15 protein-coding genes and 1 riboswitch are annotated in these 21,039 nt (G+C 63.3%); of the genes, 10 read left to right on the forward strand and 5 right to left on the reverse strand.

The window, feature by feature from the left end; genetic code table 11:
* Positions 1–265 precede the first annotated feature (265 nt).
* Positions 266–1,378, reverse strand: coding sequence for an ABC transporter substrate-binding protein (locus ACXJKE_RS22835; protein WP_457282879.1), 1,113 nt, complete (start codon positions 1,376–1,378; stop codon positions 266–268).
* Between the two features lie 200 nt (positions 1,379–1,578).
* On the opposite strand from ACXJKE_RS22835, the gene uvrA reads away from it, so the two are divergent.
* Both uvrA and ACXJKE_RS22845 read left to right on the forward strand, forming a co-directional pair.
* Positions 1,579–7,449: an excinuclease ABC subunit UvrA gene (gene uvrA / locus ACXJKE_RS22840; protein WP_457282880.1), complete on the forward strand. Its 5,871-nt coding sequence runs from the start codon at positions 1,579–1,581 to the stop codon at positions 7,447–7,449.
* A 311-nt stretch (positions 7,450–7,760) separates the two neighbouring features.
* Positions 7,761–8,732, forward strand: coding sequence for a Bug family tripartite tricarboxylate transporter substrate binding protein (locus ACXJKE_RS22845; protein WP_457282881.1), 972 nt, complete (start codon positions 7,761–7,763; stop codon positions 8,730–8,732).
* A gap of 101 nt (positions 8,733–8,833) precedes the next feature.
* Here the strand turns inward: ACXJKE_RS22845 and ACXJKE_RS22850 are convergent, their stop codons facing one another.
* Positions 8,834–9,415 (reverse strand): TetR/AcrR family transcriptional regulator, encoded by a 582-nt coding sequence (locus ACXJKE_RS22850; RefSeq protein ID WP_457282882.1) that lies wholly within the window; start codon positions 9,413–9,415, stop codon positions 8,834–8,836.
* A 106-nt stretch (positions 9,416–9,521) separates the two neighbouring features.
* Here ACXJKE_RS22850 and ACXJKE_RS22855 point away from each other — a divergent pair, with 106 nt between their 5' ends.
* Complete coding sequence (locus ACXJKE_RS22855; RefSeq protein WP_457282883.1) at positions 9,522–10,769, forward strand: MFS transporter; 1,248 nt, start codon at positions 9,522–9,524, stop codon at positions 10,767–10,769.
* A gap of 115 nt (positions 10,770–10,884) precedes the next feature.
* Here ACXJKE_RS22855 and ACXJKE_RS22860 read toward each other — a convergent pair whose 3' ends face one another.
* Positions 10,885–11,706 carry an HAD-IIB family hydrolase gene (locus ACXJKE_RS22860; RefSeq protein ID WP_457282884.1) on the reverse strand — a complete coding sequence of 274 codons (822 nt, stop codon included), beginning with the start codon at positions 11,704–11,706 and terminating at the stop codon, positions 10,885–10,887.
* Positions 11,703–12,110 (reverse strand): DUF3592 domain-containing protein, encoded by a 408-nt coding sequence (locus tag ACXJKE_RS22865; RefSeq protein ID WP_457282885.1) that lies wholly within the window; start codon positions 12,108–12,110, stop codon positions 11,703–11,705. The genes ACXJKE_RS22860 and ACXJKE_RS22865 overlap by 4 nt, the downstream gene beginning before the upstream one ends.
* 475 nt (positions 12,111–12,585) lie before the next feature.
* Positions 12,586–12,658: riboswitch (S-adenosyl-L-homocysteine riboswitch) on the forward strand.
* A 103-nt stretch (positions 12,659–12,761) separates the two neighbouring features.
* Here ACXJKE_RS22865 and ahcY point away from each other — a divergent pair.
* From ahcY to ACXJKE_RS22885, 4 genes are all read left to right on the forward strand, one after another.
* Positions 12,762–14,192, forward strand: coding sequence for an adenosylhomocysteinase (gene ahcY, locus ACXJKE_RS22870; protein WP_457282886.1), 1,431 nt, complete (start codon positions 12,762–12,764; stop codon positions 14,190–14,192).
* A gap of 160 nt (positions 14,193–14,352) precedes the next feature.
* The gene (locus ACXJKE_RS22875; RefSeq protein ID WP_457282887.1) at positions 14,353–15,387 is read left to right on the forward strand and encodes a TlyA family RNA methyltransferase; all 1,035 of its coding nucleotides are present in this window, start codon (positions 14,353–14,355) and stop codon (positions 15,385–15,387) included.
* Positions 15,388–15,395: 8 nt separating this feature from the next.
* Positions 15,396–16,232, forward strand: a complete 837-nt coding sequence (metF, locus tag ACXJKE_RS22880) for a methylenetetrahydrofolate reductase [NAD(P)H] (protein ID WP_457282888.1) — start codon at positions 15,396–15,398, stop codon at positions 16,230–16,232.
* An 11-nt stretch (positions 16,233–16,243) separates the two neighbouring features.
* On the forward strand, positions 16,244–16,867 hold the full coding sequence (locus ACXJKE_RS22885; protein ID WP_457282889.1) for a septal ring lytic transglycosylase RlpA family protein: 624 nt from the start codon (positions 16,244–16,246) through the stop codon (positions 16,865–16,867).
* A gap of 27 nt (positions 16,868–16,894) precedes the next feature.
* Here the strand turns inward: ACXJKE_RS22885 and ACXJKE_RS22890 are convergent, their stop codons facing one another.
* Complete coding sequence (locus ACXJKE_RS22890) at positions 16,895–17,365, reverse strand: cupin domain-containing protein (RefSeq protein WP_457282890.1); 471 nt, start codon at positions 17,363–17,365, stop codon at positions 16,895–16,897.
* Between the two features lie 522 nt (positions 17,366–17,887).
* Between ACXJKE_RS22890 and ACXJKE_RS22895 the strand changes: the two genes are divergently transcribed.
* The 3 genes from ACXJKE_RS22895 to ACXJKE_RS22905 are packed head-to-tail and all read left to right on the forward strand — an operon-like array spanning position 17,888 to position 20,986.
* The gene (locus tag ACXJKE_RS22895) at positions 17,888–18,544 is read left to right on the forward strand and encodes a GbsR/MarR family transcriptional regulator (protein ID WP_457282891.1); all 657 of its coding nucleotides are present in this window, start codon (positions 17,888–17,890) and stop codon (positions 18,542–18,544) included.
* A 2-nt stretch (positions 18,545–18,546) separates the two neighbouring features.
* Positions 18,547–19,962: a cytochrome ubiquinol oxidase subunit I gene (locus ACXJKE_RS22900; RefSeq protein WP_457282892.1), complete on the forward strand. Its 1,416-nt coding sequence runs from the start codon at positions 18,547–18,549 to the stop codon at positions 19,960–19,962.
* Positions 19,955–20,986 carry a cytochrome d ubiquinol oxidase subunit II gene (locus ACXJKE_RS22905; RefSeq protein WP_457282893.1) on the forward strand — a complete coding sequence of 344 codons (1,032 nt, stop codon included), beginning with the start codon at positions 19,955–19,957 and terminating at the stop codon, positions 20,984–20,986. The genes ACXJKE_RS22900 and ACXJKE_RS22905 overlap by 8 nt, the downstream gene beginning before the upstream one ends.
* The last annotated feature ends 53 nt before the right edge of the window (positions 20,987–21,039 follow it).

Raw genomic sequence — 21,039 nt, forward strand, 5'->3', positions numbered from 1 at the left:
AAGTGAGCGTCGGCAGGGGGTATCTTCAAACCTGCATGGCTTGGCCGCGGGTCTGCGAATTCGCAAGCAGGGGCCGCGATCCGGCTATGCCGGGCGCAAGGCGCCTGTCCCCCTGGGGGAGGTGACGCTACACGAAGTGAGCGTCGGCAGGGGGGATTCTCTTTCCAGGCAGGGGCCGCGATCCGGCTATACCGGGCGCAAGGCGCCTGTCCCCCTTGGGGGGAGGTGACGCTACACGAAGTGAGCGTCGGCAGTGGGGTGCTATTTATCTCTTGAATTTTCCATCGGTGCCGATGATGGACAGATCGGCAAAGTCCAGCCCGGTATGGTCCTCGGGGCTGTAGCTCACCTCAAGCCCGCCGATATCCAGCTTGCGCATGCCTTCCAGCGCGGCCTGGAGTTTCTCGCGCGTGGGTTTGGCGCCTGCCCGGCGCAAGCCCTCCACCAACACCTTTGCGGCGGCAAAACCTTCCAGCATCGCGGGGCTCACGTCGGCTTGCCCCTTGGCCTTGGCCAGCTCCTGTGCCTCCTTCACCATGGGAAAGGCGATGGAGCGCTCATACGGAAACACCTGCGTGACGATCACGCCGCGGGCGTTGTCGCCCAGGCTTTTCACAAAGCCGCCTGAGGCATTGTTCGAAAGCGTCACGATTTGTGCCGTAGAGCCACCCGCGCGGAAGGCCTTGATGCCGTCGACCACAGCCTGCCCTGAGGCCACCATGATGACGGCCTGCGCATTGGACTGGTAAACCTTGGGTGCGATGGGTCCGAAGTCGGGTTTGGAGCGGTCGAATTTTTCCAGTACAGCGGGCTGCAGCTTGGCAGTCGTCAGCCCTTTTTGCGCACCCGTCACGCCGTCAGCGCCGAAGCTGTCGTCGGCATACACGATGCCGATACGCGTGATGCCCATGGAATGCAGGTGGGTGACCGCCTTCTCGGCTTCACGCTGGTAGGTGGCGCGTACGTTGAACACATGTTTTTTGACGGGCTGGTGCAGCACCATGGCTCCGGTGGAGGGGCCAACCAGCGGCACGCCGTTCTTGTCGAGCAGCGGGATGATGGCTTCGGTATGGGGTGTGCCGCGGGTCAGGAACATGGCCAGCACGTTTTGTTCTTCAATCAGCTTGCGTGCGTTTTCGACTGCCAGCTTGGGATCGAACTTGTCGTCGAGTGACACCAGTTCAATCTTTTGCCCGCCCACACCGCCCTTGGCATTGACGGCGTCGATGTAGAGCTTGGCGCCTTCCGTGGTTTCCTTGACGCCGGCGCCCACGGCACCGGTGAACCCCGCGGTTTGCCCGACAAGGAGTTGCGCATGGCTGGCCTGGGCCACGGCCACCATCGCGATGGCGGCGCACCATCTGCTGAGTTTTGTCATGTTGTTCACAGTGTTTCCATCCGGGGTGAAATGATGTATCCATAAGTGAAGCATGAAAGCGCAAAAAATGCGATCAGGAAAACCAGAAGCCGCCCTAATTGGCGTAGCAAAAAGTGTGCAAAAAGGACATTAATCCCTACGCCCTGCACAGCCGGTTGCCCTGTCTAGAATGTTTGACCTCTTCAGGAAAGACTGCACTCATGTCCCAGGGAATCATCCGCATTCGCGGCGCGCGCCAGCACAACCTCAAAAACCTCGATCTGGATATTCGCACCGGTGAAATGACGGTCGTCACCGGCCCCAGCGGCTCGGGCAAATCTTCCCTGGTGTTCGATACCTTGTTTGCCGAAGGCCAGCGCCGTTATGTGGAAACCTTCTCTGCCTATGCGCGGCAGTTCCTGGATCGCATGGACAAGCCGGCCGTCGACAAGGTGGAAGGCGTGCCGCCCGCCATCGCCATCGACCAGACCAACCCGGTGCGCAGCTCGCGCTCCACCGTGGGCACCATGACGGAGCTCAACGACCACCTGAAGCTGCTCTACGCGCGCGCCGCGCAGCTCTTCGACAAGCAGACTGCGCAGAACGTGCGCCACGACACACCCGAATCGATTTACGCCGAACTGATGGCACGCACCAAAGAGGGCGACCCACGCGTCGTGCTGACCTTCCCGGTCGAACTGCCCGGCAACACCAGTGCCGAACAGGTCGAGCAGTGGCTCTCTGTCAGCGGCTTTACACGCGTTCATGCCCAGCGCGACGTCGCCACGCCCGCCGGTCCGCACAAGTTGCTGGATGTGGTGGCAGACCGCTTTCGCACGCACGCAGTGGAAAAAGCCCGGGTCATGGAAGCCATCGAGACCGCGCTTAAACGCGGCGGCAGGCTCAATATCTATGTGCAGCACGCTGAGGACGGTCAGCCCGATGTCATGTGGCGTTTCTCCACCGGCCTGCATTGCCCCGACAGCGACTTGCGCTACACCAACCCCACGCCTTCGCTGTTCTCCTTCAACTCGGCCATGGGCGCGTGCGAAACCTGCCGCGGCTTTGGCCGTGTCATCGGTGTCGACTACGGCCTGGTGATTCCCAACGACAAACTGACCCTGCGCGCCGGCGCCATCAAGACCATCCAGACCCCGGCCTGGAAAGAAGCGCAGGACGACCTGCTGCGCCACGCCGAAGCGGCGGGCGTTCCGCGCGACACGCCCTGGTACAAGCTCACGCCCGAGCAGCAGGGCTGGGTCATCAACGGCACACCGGGCTATAAGGACGGCAACTGGAACAAGCAGTGGTACGGCATCAAGCGCTTCTTCGAATACCTTGAAAGCAAGGCCTACAAGATGCATATCCGCGTGCTGCTGTCCAAATACCGCAGCTATACGCAGTGCGAAACCTGCGGCGGCGCGCGTCTGAAGCTCGAGTCTTTGCTCTGGCGCCTCGGTTCCAAAGAAGCCGCCGATGCGGTGCTGCCGCCCAGCCAGCGCTTCATGCCGGTGGGCGTGCACTGGAGCCGTGAACAGCTCGAAGCCCTGCCGGGCCTGGCGCTGCACGACCTGATGCGCCTGCCGATCGACAGGCTGCGACAGTTCTTCAGCGGCCTGTCACTCGACGTGATGGGCGACGACGCCGAGCTGCAGGCGCTGAAGTCGCTGTTCGAAGAAATCCAGACCCGCGTCAAATACCTCTGCGACGTCGGCATCGGCTACCTCACGCTCGACCGGCAAAGCCGCACGCTCTCAGGCGGAGAGGTGCAGCGCATCAACCTCACGACTGCGCTGGGCACCTCGCTGGTGAACACGCTGTTTGTGCTCGATGAGCCCTCCATAGGCCTGCACCCGCGCGACATGAACCGCATCACCCAGGCCATGCACCGCCTGCGTGACGCCGGCAACACGCTGGTGGTGGTCGAGCACGACCCGGCTGTCATGCTGGCGGCCGACCGCCTGATCGACATGGGCCCGGGCCCGGGCGAGAAGGGCGGCCAGATCGTGTTTGATGGTACGCCCGACGACATCAAACATGCCGACACGCTGACCGGCGCCTACCTCGGCTCGCGCAAGCAGGTGGGCATGGGCTTCAAGCGCGCGGTGACCGACAACACCCCGCGCCTCATCCTCGAAGGCGCGCGTGACCACAACCTGAAGAACCTGACCGTCGATTTTCCGCTGCAGCGCCTGGTGTGCGTCACCGGCGTCAGCGGCTCGGGCAAGTCCACGCTGATGCAGGACATCCTGGCGCCGGCCTTGCTGCGCCAGTTCGGCAAGGCGACTGAAACGCCAGGCCTGCATGACCGCCTGATGGGCGCCGACCACCTGACCGACGTGGTGTTTGTTGACCAGTCGCCCATCGGCAAGACGGCGCGCTCCAACCCGGCCAGCTATGTGGGGGCGTGGGATGCGGTGCGCGACCTCTTCGCCCTGGCGCCCTTGGCCAAACAGCGCAGCTACACCGCCACCAAGTTCAGCTTCAACAACGGTGACGGGCGCTGCCCGACCTGCGGCGGTTCAGGTTTCGAGCATGTCGAGATGCAGTTTTTGAGCGACGTCTACCTGCGCTGCCCCGACTGCGACGGCAAGCGCTACCGCGCCGAGATCCTTGAAGTGACGATTGAGCGCAAGGCGATTGGCGACGTCAAGCCGCGCCTGCTCAATGTCTCTGACGTGCTGGACCTCACGGTGAGCGAGGCGATTGCCCTCTTTGCGCAAGACCGCGAAGTGGTGCGCGCGCTGCAGCCCATCGTCGACGTGGGCCTGGAATACGTGAAGCTGGGCCAGCCCGTGCCCACGCTGTCGGGCGGTGAGGCGCAGCGCCTCAAGCTCGCGGGTTTCCTCGCCAACGCCAGCAAAACTACCAGCGCCAGCAAGCAGGCGCTGGCGCTCAGGCAACCGGGCCGCGGCACGCTGTTTTTGTTCGACGAGCCGACCACCGGCCTGCACTTTGACGACATCGCCAAGCTGATGCGCGCGCTGCGCAAGCTGCTCGAAGCCGGCCATTCGCTGATCGTCATCGAGCACAACCTCGACGTGATCCGCTCGGCCGACTGGCTGATTGACCTGGGCCCCGAAGGCGGGGAGGGCGGTGGCCTGCTGGTGGCCCAGGGAACGCCTGAGGAGGTGCGTCAGCACCCGACTTCACACACGGCGCTCGCCCTGCGCGAATACGAGCAGGCCATGGGCAAGGTGCACGGCGTTGAAGAGTCGCGTCCCAAGGTCTGGGCCACACGGCCGGCGTTTTCCAACCTGATCCAGATCGTCAACGCCAAAGAGAACAACCTCAAGAGCCTGTCGGTCGACATTCCGCGCGGCAAGTTCAATGTGGTGACCGGCGTGTCGGGCTCGGGCAAGTCCACGCTGGCCTTTGACATCCTGTTCAACGAAGGGCAGCGGCGGTATCTTGAGTCGCTGAACGCCTACGCACGCAGCATCGTGCAGCCGGCCGGCCGGCCTGAAGTGGATGCGGTCTACGGCATTCCCCCCACCGTGGCGATCGAGCAGCGCCTCTCGCGCGGCGGCCGCAAGTCCACCGTGGGTACGACGACCGAGGTGTGGCATTTCCTGCGCCTCCTGTATGTGAAGCTGGGCATCCAGCATTGCACCAAAGACGGCGCAGCCGTGATGCCGCAAAGCCCGGAGAGCATTGCCGCACAGCTGATCAAGACCTACCGCGGCCAGCATATCGGCCTGCTGGCTCCGCTGGTGATTGCCCGCAAGGGCGTCTACACCGAGCTGGCCGACTGGGCGCGCCCACGCGGCTACACGCATCTGCGCATCGACGGCGAATTTTTGCCGACCACGGGCTTTCCGCGCATTGACCGATTCAAGGAACACACGGTCGAGTTGCCGATTGCCGATATCCATGTGTCGCCCGACAACGAAGCCGCCTTGCGCGCCGCGCTGGCGACCGCGCTGGAACACGGCAAGGGCGTGGTCCACGTGCTGGCCCCGCTCGACGGCCTGCGCGGCGCGATGATGGCCGGCGCCAGCGCCAAAAACATCGGCAAGCTGATCGCGTTTTCGACCAAGCGCGCCTGCCCGATTTGCGCCACCTCGTATGCCGAACTGGACCCGCGCCTCTTCAGCTACAACAGCAAGCACGGCTGGTGCCCCGACTGCGTGGGCACGGGCGTGAAGCTCACCAAAGAACAGCGCAAGGTGTTTGATGACTCGGTGATGGACGACGACAACAAGGGCCGCGAGCAAAGTTTTGCCGAGCCCGAGGTGGAAGACGTGGCCGGCACCGCCTGCCCGACCTGCGAAGGCACGCGCCTCAATGCCAAGGCCCGCGCGGTGAAGTTCGCGGGTGTCGGCATTGCCGACATCGCAGCGCTGTCGGTGACGGACGTGCGGGGCTGGGTCGAAAAACTCGCGCTGCTGGGCCGTGAGGCTGGCATCGCGCGCGACCTGATTCCCGAAATCAAAAGCCGCCTCGAGTTTCTCGAAGACGTGGGCCTGGGCTACCTCACGCTGGACCGTGGCGCGCCCACGCTCTCGGGCGGCGAGGCGCAGCGCATCCGCCTGGCGGCGCAACTCGGCTCCAACCTGCAAGGCGTTTGTTATGTGCTGGACGAGCCGACGATCGGCCTGCATCCGCGCGACAACCAGATTTTGCTGAGCGCGCTGGGCAAACTCAGCGACCGCGGCAACACGCTGGTGGTGGTCGAGCATGACGAAGACACCATTCGCCGCGCCGACAACATCATCGACATCGGCCCCGGCGCAGGCAAGCGCGGCGGCACGTTGGTCGCACAAGGCACGGCGGCGCAATTGTCGGCTGTGCCGGAATCTCTGACGGGACGCTACCTTGCCAACCCGCTTATTCACCCGCTACAGATCCGGCGCGAAACACGCAAGGGCGTGGCACCCCTGGCCGCGGTGAAAGAAGCGCCCGTTGACGTGAGCGCCAAGCCGGTGAGCAAGCAGAAGGCGGCCACGCTCAAGGCAGCCGCACTCAAAGCCGCCGCCGCCAATGCCAGCGCACTGCACAATGCGGCGCCGGCGGCGGCCGGGCCTTTCACCTCCTGGCTCACCGTGGTCAATGCCGATCTGCACAACCTCAGGGATGTGTCGGTCACCGTGCCGCTGTACCGCCTGGTGGCGGTGACGGGTGTATCGGGCTCCGGCAAATCAACGCTGGCGCGCGATGTGCTGCTGACCAATGTGCACGCGGGCGTCATGCAGCGCTCGACCAAATCTGGGCGCGACGCCGACGACAAGGGCAAGACGCCCGACTGGACCGGCTGCGAACGCATCGAGGGCTATGCGGTGGTAGACCGCGTGCTGGAAGTCGACCAGACGCCCATCGGCAAGACGCCGCGCTCCTGCCCGGCTACCTACATCGGTTTCTGGGACACGATACGCAAGCTCTTTGCCGACACGCTGGAAGCCCGCGCACGCGGCTATAGTGCCGGGCGCTTTTCGTTCAACACCGGCGAAGGCCGCTGCCCCACCTGCGAAGGCGCGGGGGTGCGGACCATCGGCATGAGCTTTCTGCCCGACGTGAAGGTGCTGTGCGAAACCTGCCACGGCGCGCGCTTCAACCCCGAAACGCAGGCCGTGACCTGGCGCGGCAAAAACATCGGCGACGTGCTGAAGATGGAAGTGGACGAGGCGGTGGATTTCTTCTCTTCCATGCCCAACATCAGCCACCCGTTGCAGTTGCTGAAAGACGTGGGCCTGGGCTACCTCACCCTGGGGCAGCCGTCGCCGACGCTCTCGGGCGGCGAGGCGCAGCGCATCAAGCTGGTGACCGAGCTCAGCAAGGTGCGCGACGACATCACGCGCCGCGGCCAGAAGGCGCCGCACACGCTCTACGTGCTGGACGAGCCCACGGTGGGTCTGCACATGGCCGATGTGGAAAAGCTGATCCATGTGTTGCACCGCCTGGTCAACGGCGGCCACAGCGTGGTGGTGATCGAACATGACCTGGATGTGATCGCCGAAGCCGACTGGGTGATTGACCTGGGGCCGGACGGCGGCAATGCGGGTGGACGCGTGGTGGCTTCGGCTCCGCCCGAGGCTGTCGTCAAGCTCGGCACGCATACCGGGAAAGCCTTGGGAAGCGTATTGAACAGATAGCACCCCCGTCGGATGCTCGCTTCGCGTAGCACCTTCCCCCCTCGAGGGGGCGGCGCCTGCGGCCTGGCTAAGCCAGTTCCGCGGCCCCTGCTGGCAGAGATGGAGTCAACGCTGCGGCAGGCTTTGCTATTGAATTAATAGCTGCTTGCGCTGGTCCTGTATGGTTGAAACGCTTAAAACACCCAAAACGCCGAAGAAAGTGCTGACACCGACGTGACAACCTTTCAGGTGTTGCCCTGATGCGATGGCGGCTTGCTGCACGCATGATATGGGCTCAAGCCGCCATACTTTCAGGATCAGGAGATACACCGATGCAACGCCGCCCTTTACTGCAGATCACCGCCGCCCTGGCCATTTCACTCGCCGGCGCGTGGGGTGCGGCCCATGCGCAAAATTTCCCGGTCAAACCGATCAAGCTGATCATCGCCTTCCCGGCGGGCGGGCCCACCGACATCACCATGCGTTCGCTTGCCGACAATGCCTCGAAGATTCTGGGCCAGACGGTGATCGTTGAGAACAAGCCCGGCGCGGGCGGCACCCTGCCGGCCCAGCAACTGCAAAGCGCGCAGGCCGACGGCTACACGCTGGCGCAGATTCCGCTGGGCGTGTTCCGCCTTGGCTACACCACCAAGATCAACTGGGACCCGGTCAAGGACATCAGCTACGTGATCAACGTGACCGGCTACGCCTTCGGCATCGTGGTGCCGGCCGACAGCCCTTTCAAGACCTGGGCCGACTTTGTCGCCTATGCGAAGGCCAACCCCGGCAAGCTGACCTACGGCTCGACGGGCACACTCACCAGCCCGCACCTGACGACCGAACTCATCGCGCAAAAAGCGGGCATCACATTGCAGCACGTGCCCTACAAAGGCAGCGCCGACCTGATGCTGGCGCTGGTCAGCGGCCAGCTGATGGCAGGCGCCGACAGCACCGGTTTTGCGCCGCAGGTCGAGGCGGGCAAGCTGCGCGTGCTCAATACCTGGGGCGAGAAGCGGCTCGACAAATTCCCGAACGCACCCACCCTGAAAGAGCTGGGCTATGACATCGTGCAGAACTCGCCCTTCGGGATAGGCGCGCCCAAAGGCACGCCGCCCGAAGTGGTCAAGCGCCTGCACGACGCCTTCAAGAAAGCAATGGAAGAACCCAGCTACGTCGCGGCGCTGGGCCGCTACGACATGCTGCCCAACTACCTGAGCTCGGCCGACTACACCAAGTTTGCGCAAGACACAGTTGGGCGCGAAAAAGTGCTGATAGACAAGCTTGGGTTAGCTAAGCCTAATTAAGCACACCCCTATCGGACTCACTGCGTGTAGCCCTTTTCCCCTTGCAGGGGACGGCGCCTGCGGCCCGGCAAAGCCGGTTCCGCGGCCCCACTGATTTGGGCTCAGCGTCCAGTTTCGTGGATACCAGCCAGCACGAACACTTCGCCGGCCAGTTGTTCGGCCAAGGCCGGCTCAACGCCGGCGCCAAAAATCAAACGGTAGATGATGGGGGCCATCATGTGGTCCAGCACCTGCTGTACGGTGGGTGTGGCGTCGCCGCGGGCCTGGGCGCGTTTGACCAGAACCGTGGCTTCGTTGCGGCGGTTTTTCAGGCAATTGGTTTCTTCTGATCCCGCCAGCGCGGCAGCGGCCTTCAGCAGTGAGGCATTGCCTGGCTTGTTGAGGTGGTTGATCAGTTCCTTGGCCCAGGCCGTGAGTTCGGCTTTCAGGTCGCCCGTCTCAGGCAGGGGGCGGTTCGGGTCCAGCCGCTGCTGGGCGGTTTCGCCGAGCAGGCCGTTCACGTCGCCCCAGCGCCGGTAAATGCTGGAAGCACTCACGCCGGCGCGCTCGGCCACGGCCGGCACGGTGACTTTGTCGCGGCCCTCCTGGGCAATCAGTTCTTCCAGCGCCTTGCGCACCACGATTTGCACCTGGGCGCTGCGTCCGCCGGGGCGTTTGTTCTGGGGCGTTTGGAGGGTGCTCATCAGGGCGAATTCTAGCCTAAAAGCAACGATGTTTGCGTTAATTTTTGAACGGGTATAGAATTTGCAAACGCGAATAAATTAGCTTTAAGAAAGTTGAGCGTTCCCCATGGCTACCCCTGCTGCTCCCGCCGATCCCTCATTGCAACCATCCCGCCCGACGGCGGCCCACTGGCAACTGCCGCCCGCAGCCGCCTTCCCCCTGCTGGCGATCCTGTTGTTCGCGTTCTTCGTGGCGGGCAGTGCGCCGTCGCCGCTGTTCGTCGTCTTCCAGCAGCAGTGGGGTTTTTCCCCTGCGCTGCTGACGGTGGCGTTTGCGATTTACGCGATTGCGCTGCTGGCCTCGCTGCTGGTGGCTGGCTCACTGTCTGACCACATCGGCCGGCGGCCTGTGGTGTTTACCGCCTTGCTGCTGCAGGCCGGCGCGATGCTGACTTTTTTGCTGGCCGGGAGCATCAACGGCATCATTGCTGCGCGCATCGTGCAGGGCATCGCCACCGGCATGGTCGGCGGCGCGCTGACGGCGGCGGTGGTGGAGGCCGCCCCCGCTGCGCAAAAACGCCTGGGCGCGATGATCGGCAGCGTCTCGCCGCTGGCGGGCTTGGCCGTGGGCGCGCTGCTCACCGGTATCGCCGTCAAGTTCACCTTGCACCCGGTGCCGCTGGTGTTTGGCGTGCTGGTCGCCATCTGCGTGGTGGGTGCGGTGGCCACGCTGTTCCTGCCCGAAAGCGTCACGCCGCGCCCCGGCGCGCTGGCTTCGCTGGTGCCGCGCATCTCGGTGCCGGTGCAGGCGCGCGCCGAATTTGTGCGCGGCGTGCCGACAATGCTGGCGGTGTGGTCGCTTGCGGGCCTGTACCTGTCGCTGGTGCCTTCCGTGCTGCAGCAAATCTTTGGCATCCACGACGGCATCGTTAACGGCCTGGCCATTGCGGCCTTCTTCGGCCTGGGCGCTGCTTCGCCGACTTTGTTGAGGCGCTTTTCGCCCGTGCGCATGAGCGCCATCGGCATGAGCTTGCTTGCCGTGGGTGCAGGTCTGGTGGTCCTGTCGCTGGCCACCCGTTCCGTGGCGCTGTTTTTCGCGGGGACGGCGCTAGCCGGTTTCGGCGGCGGCTCGGCTTTCTCCGCGCAGGTGCAGACGCTGGCGCCGATGGCACAGCCGCACCAGCGGGCGGAGTTGTTTTCTGCGCTGTACGCCATCAGCTACCTGGCCTTCAGCGTGCCCGCCATGCTGGCAGGCCGCTTGATCGCACCGTTGGGCCTGCCCGCTACGGTAGAGGGTTATGCCGCGCTGGTTCTGGCGGTAGCGGCTCTCGGCGCCTGGTTGCGCTGGGGCTCAGTGCGCCGCCAATATAGCTAACCCCTGCTGACGCTCACTTCGTGTAGCGTCCCTTCCCCTTCAGGGGACGGTGCCTGCGGCCGGGCAAAGCCCGATCCGCGGCACCCGCTGAGGTAACGCGGGGCAGCCGCGGTTGTTAATCCAGTAAAGCGCGCGCCATTTCGGTGAAACCTGCGCCGCGCTCGCCCTGGGTGACATAGCGCGGCAGGTGCGCCAGCTGCGGCACAAAGCGCGCGATGTTGGCCACACCCACGCTGTTGGCAAAGGTCTTGAACATCAGCTGGTCGTTGGTCGAATCGCCCACATAGACCCATTGATCCATCTCGGCGTCCAGGTCGCGCTGCCAGAGCTGCCGGACGATCCAGCGCGCGCCTTCGAGCTTGTTGTGGCTGCCATACCAGCCGTTGATGTGGATGCTGCTGACGGTGGCGTGCATGCCCTCGCTTTTCATCAGTGCCACCACCGCCGCGATTTGCGCGTCGCTCAGTTGCACAAACTCACTGTGATCGATGGCGATGTCGGTTTCACGGCCCGGCGAGTCGGTGGCGCGGGTGACGCCCGGCATCTCGCGCTCGATGCGCGCCAGCACGGCCCGCATGCGGGCGAAGTTGGCAGCGCGTGTCGCGGAATCCTGTTGGTATATTTTTGATAGCTGATTGCGCAAGACTGGTGCGGCTTGCGGGGCTTTTTTGTCTAAAACCTGCGCCGGCAGCAGCGCCACCGCACCGTTCTCCGCCACGATGGCATCGACCGGCCAGCTTGCCGCGAAGGGCTCACTCCAGCCTACGGKCCGCCCGGTGATGGCTACCACCTTGAGCCCGGCGGCATTCAACGCACCCAAAGCCTCCAGCGCATCGGCGGTGATCGCTCCCTCGGTGGTCAGTGTGTCGTCGATGTCGGTGAAGACGCCGGTGATCTGTGCGCGCTCGGTGAGCGCCCAGGATGTGAGGTCCTTCATCGTTGCTTTCTCAGTATCTCGATGCCCATCAGAACGGCAATGCCTGTGATCAACAAGCCCGCGATCCCCTGGATCCAATCGTTGAACCACAGTTCCCCGGGCTCGAGCACCGCTTCGGAGGCATTTTCGGGATCGTAGCGCACGGCCACCGTGTCGCCTTTCTTGAACGCAGCCTCGAATAGCTCGGACTCTTCCTTCGAAAGGCAGCTGTCCGCCGCGCGCACACGTTGGCCGGTGAAGGTTCGGCCCTGCACCTTGTAGCTATAGGTGGCAAGCTGCTCATAGCAACTGGCTCGCTTGTCGGACGTGGCCTTTACGCTGGACGAAAGTATTTGCGCGCTGCCTGTTTCCCAATCGAGGGTTTGCAAGGCCCGGTATGCCTTTGATGCGAAGCTGGCGCTCATTCCCGCACCCATGATCAGGAACAAGGCACAGTAGACGGGCGCCAGACGGGGGTACATCAGGCCGCCCCGAAACCTGGATGCCCTACGGAAGAGGGGCGAAAGTGGCGGGCTGCGGACTCTTGCATGGTGAAATTCTCGCATGGTGTGGGCCCCCACGGTCGCTCACTGCGTGTAGCTCCCTGCCCCCTCGAGGGGGCCGCCCGCCTGCGGCCCGGCAAAGCCGAAAAATTGGCACACCCCTATCGGGCTCACTGCGTGTAGCCCTTTTCCCCTTGCAGGGGACTGAGCCTGCGGCCCGGCAAAGCCGGTTCCGCGGCCCATGCGGGTTGAAGCGTTCTTTGGGCGCGATCGGTGATGGCGTATTTCACCAGCGGGGGCCGAGGGTCCGGCTTCGCCGGCCCCAGGCGCCGCCCCCTTGAGGGGGGAGCAGGCTACACGAAGTGAGCCTGAACGGGGGAGTTCGGTATAATCGTGGCTTCCTGAGGAGCGTTGCAAGCCACACCATGTGGACCAGGCTCAGGACTTCATTGCAACCACGCTCACCCGCAAGTGCTCTCTCAAGCCGGGTGAATGACTGAATTCCCCCGCTGTTTCGAAAGCGCCTTGCCCGTGGCGATTTTGCCCAGTTGACGTTTGAATTTGGAGAACCGTATGAGCGCCGTCCTGAAACCTTCCACCGACTACACCATTGCCGATATTTCGCTTGCCGCCTGGGGCCGCAAGGAACTGAACATCGCGCAAACCGAAATGCCCGGCCTGATGGCCATCCGCGAAGAATTCGCGAAGGCGCAGCCGCTGAAGGGCGCGCGCATCACCGGTTCGCTGCACATGACGATCCAGACCGGCGTGCTGATCGAAACCCTGCAAGCCCTGGGCGCTGAAGTGCGCTGGGCTTCGTGCAATATTTTCTCGACACAAGACCACGCCGCCGCCGCGATTGCCGCCGCCGGCACGCCGGTGTTCGCCATCAAAGGCGAGACCCTGGCCGACTACTGGGACTACACCCACAAGATCTTCGAATTCAGCGGCGCCAAGGGCACGCCTGAAGAAGGTCCCAACATGATCCTGGACGACGGCGGCGACGCGACGCTGCTGATGCACCTGGGCACCAAGGCCGAAAAAGACGCGAGCCTCATTTCCAAGCCCGGCAGCGAAGAAGAAATCTGCCTGTTCAATTCGATCAAGGCCAAGCTGGCGCAAGACCCGACCTGGTACAGCCGCCGCCTGAAAAACATCATCGGCGTGACTGAAGAAACCACCACCGGCGTGTTGCGTTTGAATGAAATGTCGGCCAAGGGCACGCTGGCCCTGCGCGCCATCAACGTGAACGATTCCGTCACCAAGAGCAAGTTCGACAACCTGTACGGCTGCCGCGAATCCCTGGTTGACGCGATCAAGCGCGCCACCGACGTGATGGTCGCCGGCAAGGTCGCACTCGTGGCCGGTTACGGCGACGTGGGCAAGGGCTCCGCACAAGCCTTGCGCGCACTGAGCGCCCAGGTGTGGGTGACCGAGATCGACCCCATCAACGCCCTGCAGGCCGCGATGGAAGGTTACAAGGTCGTGACCATGGAATACGCTGCCGACAAGGCTGACATTTTTGTGTCCGCCACCGGCAACAAGAACGTCATCACCTATGAGCACATGGCGAAGATGAAAGACCAGGCCATCGTCTGCAACATCGGCCATTTCGACAACGAGATCGACGTCGCATCGCTCGAAAAATGCACCTGGGAAGAGATCAAGCCGCAAGTCGACCACGTGATCTTCCCGGACGGCAAGCGCATCATCCTGCTGGCCAAGGGCCGCCTGGTCAACCTCGGTTGCGGCACCGGCCACCCGAGCTTCGTGATGTCGTCGAGCTTTGCGAACCAGACCATCGCGCAGATCGAGCTCTTCACCAAGAAAGATGCGTACGAAGTGGGCAAGGTTTATGTGTTGCCCAAGCATCTTGACGAAAAGGTTGCCCGTTTGCACCTGAAGAAGGTTGGCGCTGTGCTGACTGAACTGAGCGACGAGCAGGCTGCGTACATCGGTGTCTCTAAAGCCGGCCCGTACAAGGCCAACACCTATCGCTACTGATTTTTCCTGGCTACTGCGCGACCCGATAGCGGCGTTGCGGGTCCCGATCAGGCAATCCTCATGCACCTCAAGTGCATTCCGGTTGCCTGACGCCCGCGCCTTGCTCTCGGGCCGCTCGCTACGCCCTTAAGGCTGTTGCTGGAATACCGGAAGACACTACATGCGCGCTGACCTATTCCTCGTCGAACACGGCCATGCCGCCACCCGCTCGCAGGCCCAGCGCCTGATCGCTTCGGGGGTGCAGTGGCGTCCTGAAGCCGACGCTGCCTGGAAGAAGGTCGCCAAGAACGGCGACGAGATTCCGCCCGGCGCTGAGCTGCAGTTGCTGGACACCACCGAAGCCAAGTACATCTCGCGCGGCGGGCTCAAGCTCGAAGGCGCGCTGAAAGCTACCGGCCTGAAGGTGGATGGCTTGCGCTGCCTTGACGTGGGCCAGTCCACCGGCGGCTTTACCGACTGCCTGCTGCAGCATGGCGCATTGCAGGTGGTGGGCGTCGATGTGGGCCACGGCCAGCTGCACGCCAGCCTGCGTGAAGACCCGCGTGTGGTTTGCGTCGAGGGCCTCAATGCCCGTTCCATGACCGCGGCCGACCTGGTGGCCGGCCATGCGGGCGACAGCGGCGACATGGATTTTCCGGATGACTTCGATGGCGATGGGGATGACGCCGACCTGGATGAAGCGAGCCCAGCCGCAGAAGCCAACTTCGACTTCCTGACGGGTGATTTGTCCTTCATCTCGCTCACGCTGGTGTTGCCCGCCGTGGTTCGCCTGCTCAAGCCGGGCGGCGACCTGCTCATGCTGGTCAAGCCGCAGTTTGAATTGCAGCCCGGCCAGATCGGCAAGGGCGGCATCGTGCGTGACCCGGCGCATTTCGAGTTTGTCGAAAAGCGCTTGCGCGATGCCTGCGCAGCGCTGGGACTGGAAGTGAAAGCCTGGCTGGCGTCGCCGATTGAAGGCGGCGACGGCAACCGCGAATTTTTTATCCAGGCTGTCAAGGGCCAGGACGTGGCGGGCGAAGACCAGCCACTGCCGGCCGCACCGCAGCGCAAGATTGCCAAGCGCGTGCCACGCAGCGAAATGCGCGCCTCCCGCGCGCCGCACGAAGACTCCGAACTTGCGCATGCCGGCCAGCCTGGCCCTGCGCGTGGCAAGCGGCGTGACAGCAAAACCGACACGACAAATAACGACGAGTGAGATCCGTGATGAGCCTGAATCTTCCCCTCAGTTTTGAATTCTTCCCGCCCAAGACACCTGAAGGCGCCGAGAAGCTGCGTGTGGCGCGCCAGGCGCTCTATGCGCACAAGCCCGAGTTTTGCTCGGTGACGTTTGGCGCGGGTGGTTCCACGCAAGACGGCACTTTCGGCACGGTGAACGAAATCCTGGCCGAAGGCGTGGCGGCGGCCTGCCATTTCTCGTGCGTGGGCGCCACCAAGGCCACGGTGCGCCAGCAGCTCACCACCTTGCAAATCATGGGTGTGAAACGCCTGGTCGCCCTGCGCGGTGACCTGCCCAGCGGCTACGGCGCGGGCGGTGAGTTCCACTACGCCAGCGACCTGGTGGCCTTCATCCGCGCTGAAACCGGCGACACTTTCCACATCGAAGTGGCCGCTTACCCGGAAATCCATCCCCAGGCCAGATCGGCCGATGCCGACTTGCAGGCCTTTGTGCAAAAGGTCAAGGCCGGCGCCAACTCGGCCATCACACAGTATTTTTTCAACGCCGACGCCTACTACCGTTTTGTCGACGACGCGCAGGCTCTGGGTGTGGACGTGCCCATTGTGCCCGGCATCATGCCCATCACCAGCTCTACGCAACTCATGCGCTTTTCCGATGCCTGCGGCGCCGAGATTCCGCGCTGGATCCGCCTGCGCCTGCAGGGCTTTGGCGACGACACCGCGTCCATCAAGAGCTTCGGCCTGGACGTAATCACCGGCCTGTGCGAGCAGCTCTACGCCGCAGGCGTGCCCGGCATTCATTTCTACACGATGAACCAGGCCGCAGCGACGACCGAAATCATCGGGCGACTGCAGCGCGCCTGAGGCTACACGCCATGCAGCAGGGTGCACGCCGGTCTGCCGTCACCCTCAGTGCTGCGGTGCTGCTGGCCTTGCTGGCCGCATGCACCACGCCGCCACCCAACAAGCCATCCACCGTGCCGGGTGCTGCTGCACCGGCGCCGCGTCCTTCACGTCCCGCCACCGATGCATCGCCCGCTCCCAGCGATAGAACCGACGAGGTGCCGCCTTCCGCCGCTGCACCCAGGCCGTCGCTGCTGGCCGGCGAAGTGCCCCGCGAATTCCAGCGCGGCCAGGCTTCCTGGTACGGCCCGCGTTTTAACGGCCGGCGCACCGCCAGCGGAGAACGCTTTGACATGCAGGAGTTCACCGCTGCGCACCGCACGCTGCCTTTTGGCACCATGGTGCGTGTGCACAGCCTGGTCAACGGCCGTGATGTGGACGTCCGCATCACCGACCGCGGACCCTACAGCGGCAACCGCATCATCGACCTGAGCCGCGCCGCGGCGGAAGAGCTCGGCATGTTGGGCATGGGGCTGAAGGAAGTTGTGCTGCTGGTGCCGGAGTCCACACCGGAGGTCGCGACGACACCCGCGCCTGCGGTCCGGAAGCGCCCGCCTGCAAGGCGGCGCCCAGCGGCGCCGCGTACGCCGCGCTGAATCGCCCCGCTGACGAGGCGCGCTCGCTCAATTCACAAAAGTCACGTCGTCCCTGGCCTGCGGCGGGATCTTGATGGCCAGCGCCTTGACGGGCCCGCTGGTCACCAGCGTGCCGCCGTGTGCCGTGCCTTTGGGAATGATGATCAGCGTGCCCGGCTTGAACTCCTTGCGCTCGCCGCCCAGCCACATGGCACCGCTGCCTTCGATGATGTACTGGATCTCGTCGGTTTTCGGGTGAATGTGTTTGGCCACATTGCCGGACTGAATGCCGATGGTGGCGTTGTCGGTGATGACCAGCCCTTTCGCATTCATTTCAGGGTTTGGGGTGCCGGGAATGTCGCCGTGCTTGAGCGCCGCAAGGTCAATCATCGCCGGCGCCAGGGGCACGGCCTGCGCATGCGCATCGGGCAGGGCGTGCTGGGCCAGCGGCGACAGCGCAATCCCGGCCACAAAGGCAACGGTGACGGAAAAGCCGAGGACGGTGGTGGTGTGGCGCATGGAATCCTTTTTGTGGGGTGTTGTGTATGGGCGGGCCAGTATGCCCATGTTGCGACGGGCTTGCCAATAGCGGTGACCCGACCCGGCAACCGGTCGTTTCGTTTCAGCGCAAATCCCGCTGGCACAGCTTGGGTTGTATGTTGGGGTGCTATATATTTGATAGCTTATTGCGCTTGTCTGTATTGGCCTGAAGGCTGTTTTCATGCTGAAAATAGCCTTGAAACCGGCGAAAAACAGCTTTAGCTCGCACATGAACGTTTGCGGGGCCGCTTTTGACGCTGTTTTGGGGCTTTTTCACGCATGAGATTGGCCTCTAGCCCAATAGATACAAGCGCAAGCAGCTACGAATTCGATAGCAACCTGCCGGCACAAACTGGTGTCGGGTCAGGTCAGCGTTCGACGGCTACACCCGATTTCACCCGGCTGCACACAAGGTCAATCCAGCCGCCAGCGCAAACTGCTTCAATTTATTAGAATTTCAGTAATTCCTGAAAATTCAATAAACCAAAGAGGCCCCGCGCCATGAACCTTGCCCCCTTAACCCAGCGATTTGTCCTCCATTTCGGTGAAATGGGCAGCCGTTGGGGCATTAACCGGACTGTTGGGCAGATTTATGCCTTGCTGTACGTCTCGCCACGGGCCCTGAATGCCGACGAAATCGGCGAGGCGCTGGCGTTTTCGCGCTCCAACGTCAGCATGGGGCTGAAGGAATTGCAGTCGTGGAACCTGGTGCGGCTGCAGCACCTGCCGAACGACAGGCGCGAGTATTTCAGTGCGCCGGAAGACGTCTGGGCCATCTTCCGCACACTGGCCGAGGAACGCCGCAAGCGCGAGATTGACCCGACGCTTTCCATGCTGCGCGATGCGCTGATGGAACACCCGGCCAACCAGGACGACATTCACGCCCAGGCGCGCATGAAGCAGATGCACGATTTGATCGAGCTGATGACGGGCTGGCTGGCCGATGTGCAGAAGATGGACTCGGCCACGCTGATGAGCCTGATGAAGATGGGCGCCAAGGTGCAGAAGCTGCTGGAGGTCAAAGACAAGGTCGCCAGCAGCATGAAGGCCGGTTTGACAGGCCGCACCGCATCCAGCAAAGTGGCGGCGAAGCCTTCCGGCGAGCTTCCCGGCCCAGCAGCAGCTGCTGCCAACCTTCCCGACGAAAACAGGAGTTGATGATGGACGGTTTAGACGCATTCCTGTTGGCCCGCATCCAGTTCGCGGCCAACATCACCTTCCACATTCTGTTTCCCACCATCAGCATTTCGCTGGGCTGGGTGCTGCTGTACTTCAAGCTGCGCTTCGTGAAAACCAAAGCGCAATACTGGATGGACGCCTACCAGTTCTGGGTGAAAATTTTCGCGCTGACCTTTGCCCTCGGTGTGGTCAGCGGCATCACCATGAGCTTCCAGTTCGGCACCAACTGGCCGGGCTACATGCAGAAAGTGGGCAACATCGCCGGGCCGCTGCTGGCCTACGAAGTGCTGACGGCCTTCTTTCTGGAGGCCACCATGCTGGGCGTGATGCTGTTTGCGCGTGAACGCGTGAGCGAAACCATGCACACCATCGCCACGCTGCTGGTGGCGGGCGGCACCACGCTGTCGGCTTTCTGGATATTGGCGCTCAACTCCTGGATGCAGACGCCGGCGGGTTTTGAAATGATCAACGGCCAGGCGCATGTGACGAGCTGGTTCGAGGTGATCTTCAACCCGTCCTTTCCTTACCGCCTCACGCACATGCTGCTGGCGTCGGGGCTGACGGTGGCATTTCTGGTGGCGGGTGTTTCGGCCTACCGCTGGCTGCGCAACGATCGCGGGGCAGAAGTCATGGCCGGCCTGAAGACGGGCATCTACATGGCTGCGATGCTGATTCCGCTGCAGATCGTCGCGGGCGATCAGCACGGCCTGAACACGATGGAACACCAGCCGGCCAAGCTGGCCGCCATGGAAGGCATCTGGAAGACCGAAAAAGGCGTGCCCGCGATTCTGTTCGCATTGCCGGACGAAAAGGCCAAGGCCAACCACTACGAAATCGCAATTCCCAAGCTGGCCTCGCTCTACCTCACGCACAGCCTGGACGGCGAGGTCAAGGGCTTGAACGAGTTCGAGGGAAAACATCCGCCGGTTGCGCCGGTGTTCTGGGCGTTTCGCATCATGGTAGGCGTGGGCATGCTGATGTTGGCCGTGAGCTGGGCCAGTGTGTTGCAACTGGCCCCATGGAAGAAGGACCCGGCGCGCACGCTCACGGTGTGGCATGCCCGCGTGCTGGTCGCCATGACATTCGCCGGCTGGATTGCGCTCATCGCCGGCTGGTATGTGACCGAAATCGGCCGGCAGCCCTGGCTGGTGACGGGTGTGCTGACGGCGGCTGAGGCGGCTTCAAAAGTGCCGGCGCCGCGCATCGCGTTGACGCTGACGCTCTACCTCGCGCTGTATGCGGTGCTGCTGGTGTCTTATGTGTCGGTGGTCTTCTACCTCGCGCGGCACAGGAAACATGCGGACAAACCGTTCGGCGATGACAGCACCGCCGGTGCGACCGAGAAGGACCTCAACGTTGTGAACTACCCCGAAAAAGAAGGAGCTCCCCATGCTTGACCTTGCCCCTGACCTGACGCAAGCCGCCGGCTGGATGCCCATCGTCTTCCTGGTGGTGATGGGCCTGGCCATGCTGGCCTATGTGATTCTTGACGGCTACGACCTGGGCGTGGGCGTGTTGATGCGCACCGCCGGCGATGACGACAAGGACACCATGATCGCCAGCATCGGCCCCTTCTGGGATGCCAACGAAACCTGGCTGGTGCTGGGCGTAGGCATCTTGCTCACGGTGTTTCCGTTGGCGCATGGCGTCATCCTGGGTGCGCTGTATTTGCCTGTGGCGTTCATGCTCATCGGCCTCACGCTGCGCGGTGTGGCCTTTGACTTCCGCGTGAAGGCGCGCGCCAGCCACAAGCCGCTGTGGAACCGCATGTTCTACACCGGCTCGCTGCTGGCAAGCTGGTCACAAGGTTACATGCTGGGCTCGCTGATCACCGGTTTTGCGGCGACCTGGTGGACCATCGTCTTCAACGCGGTCATCGGCGCGGCGCTGGTCGCGGCGTATTGCCTGCTCGGCGCCGGCTGGCTCATCATCAAATCCGAAGGCGAATTGCAACTGCAAGCCGTGCGCTGGGCCAGGCGCAGCCTCCTGTTCACCGTGATCGGTATCGGCGCCATCTCGGTGGCCACACCGCTGGTGAGCCAGAGCATTTTCGACAAATGGTTTTCGTTTCCGAACATCGTGCTGCTGCTGCCAATCCCGGCGGCCACGGCGGTACTGTTTGGCGTGATTTTCCGCAGCCTGCAGCGCCTGCCGGTGCGGCTGGCACAAGGCAATGAATACGGCGCATGGGTACCTTTTGGTGCGACGGTGGGCGTGTTTTTGCTGGCCTTCTACGGCCTGGCTTACAGCCTCTTCCCGTGGCTGGTGATCGACAAGCTGACGATCTGGCAGTCGGCCAGCGCGCCCGAGGCCATGGGCGTGATCCTGGCCGGCGCAGCGGTGGTGCTGCCGATGATCATCGGCTACACCGTGTTCGCTTACCGTGTGTTCTGGGGCAAGAGCACTGCATTGAAGTACTAGCCCCACGGTCGCTCACTGCGTGTAGCTCCCTGCCCCCAAGGGGCCGCTGCGCC

The organism is Polaromonas sp. P5_D5 (assembly GCF_054049435.1).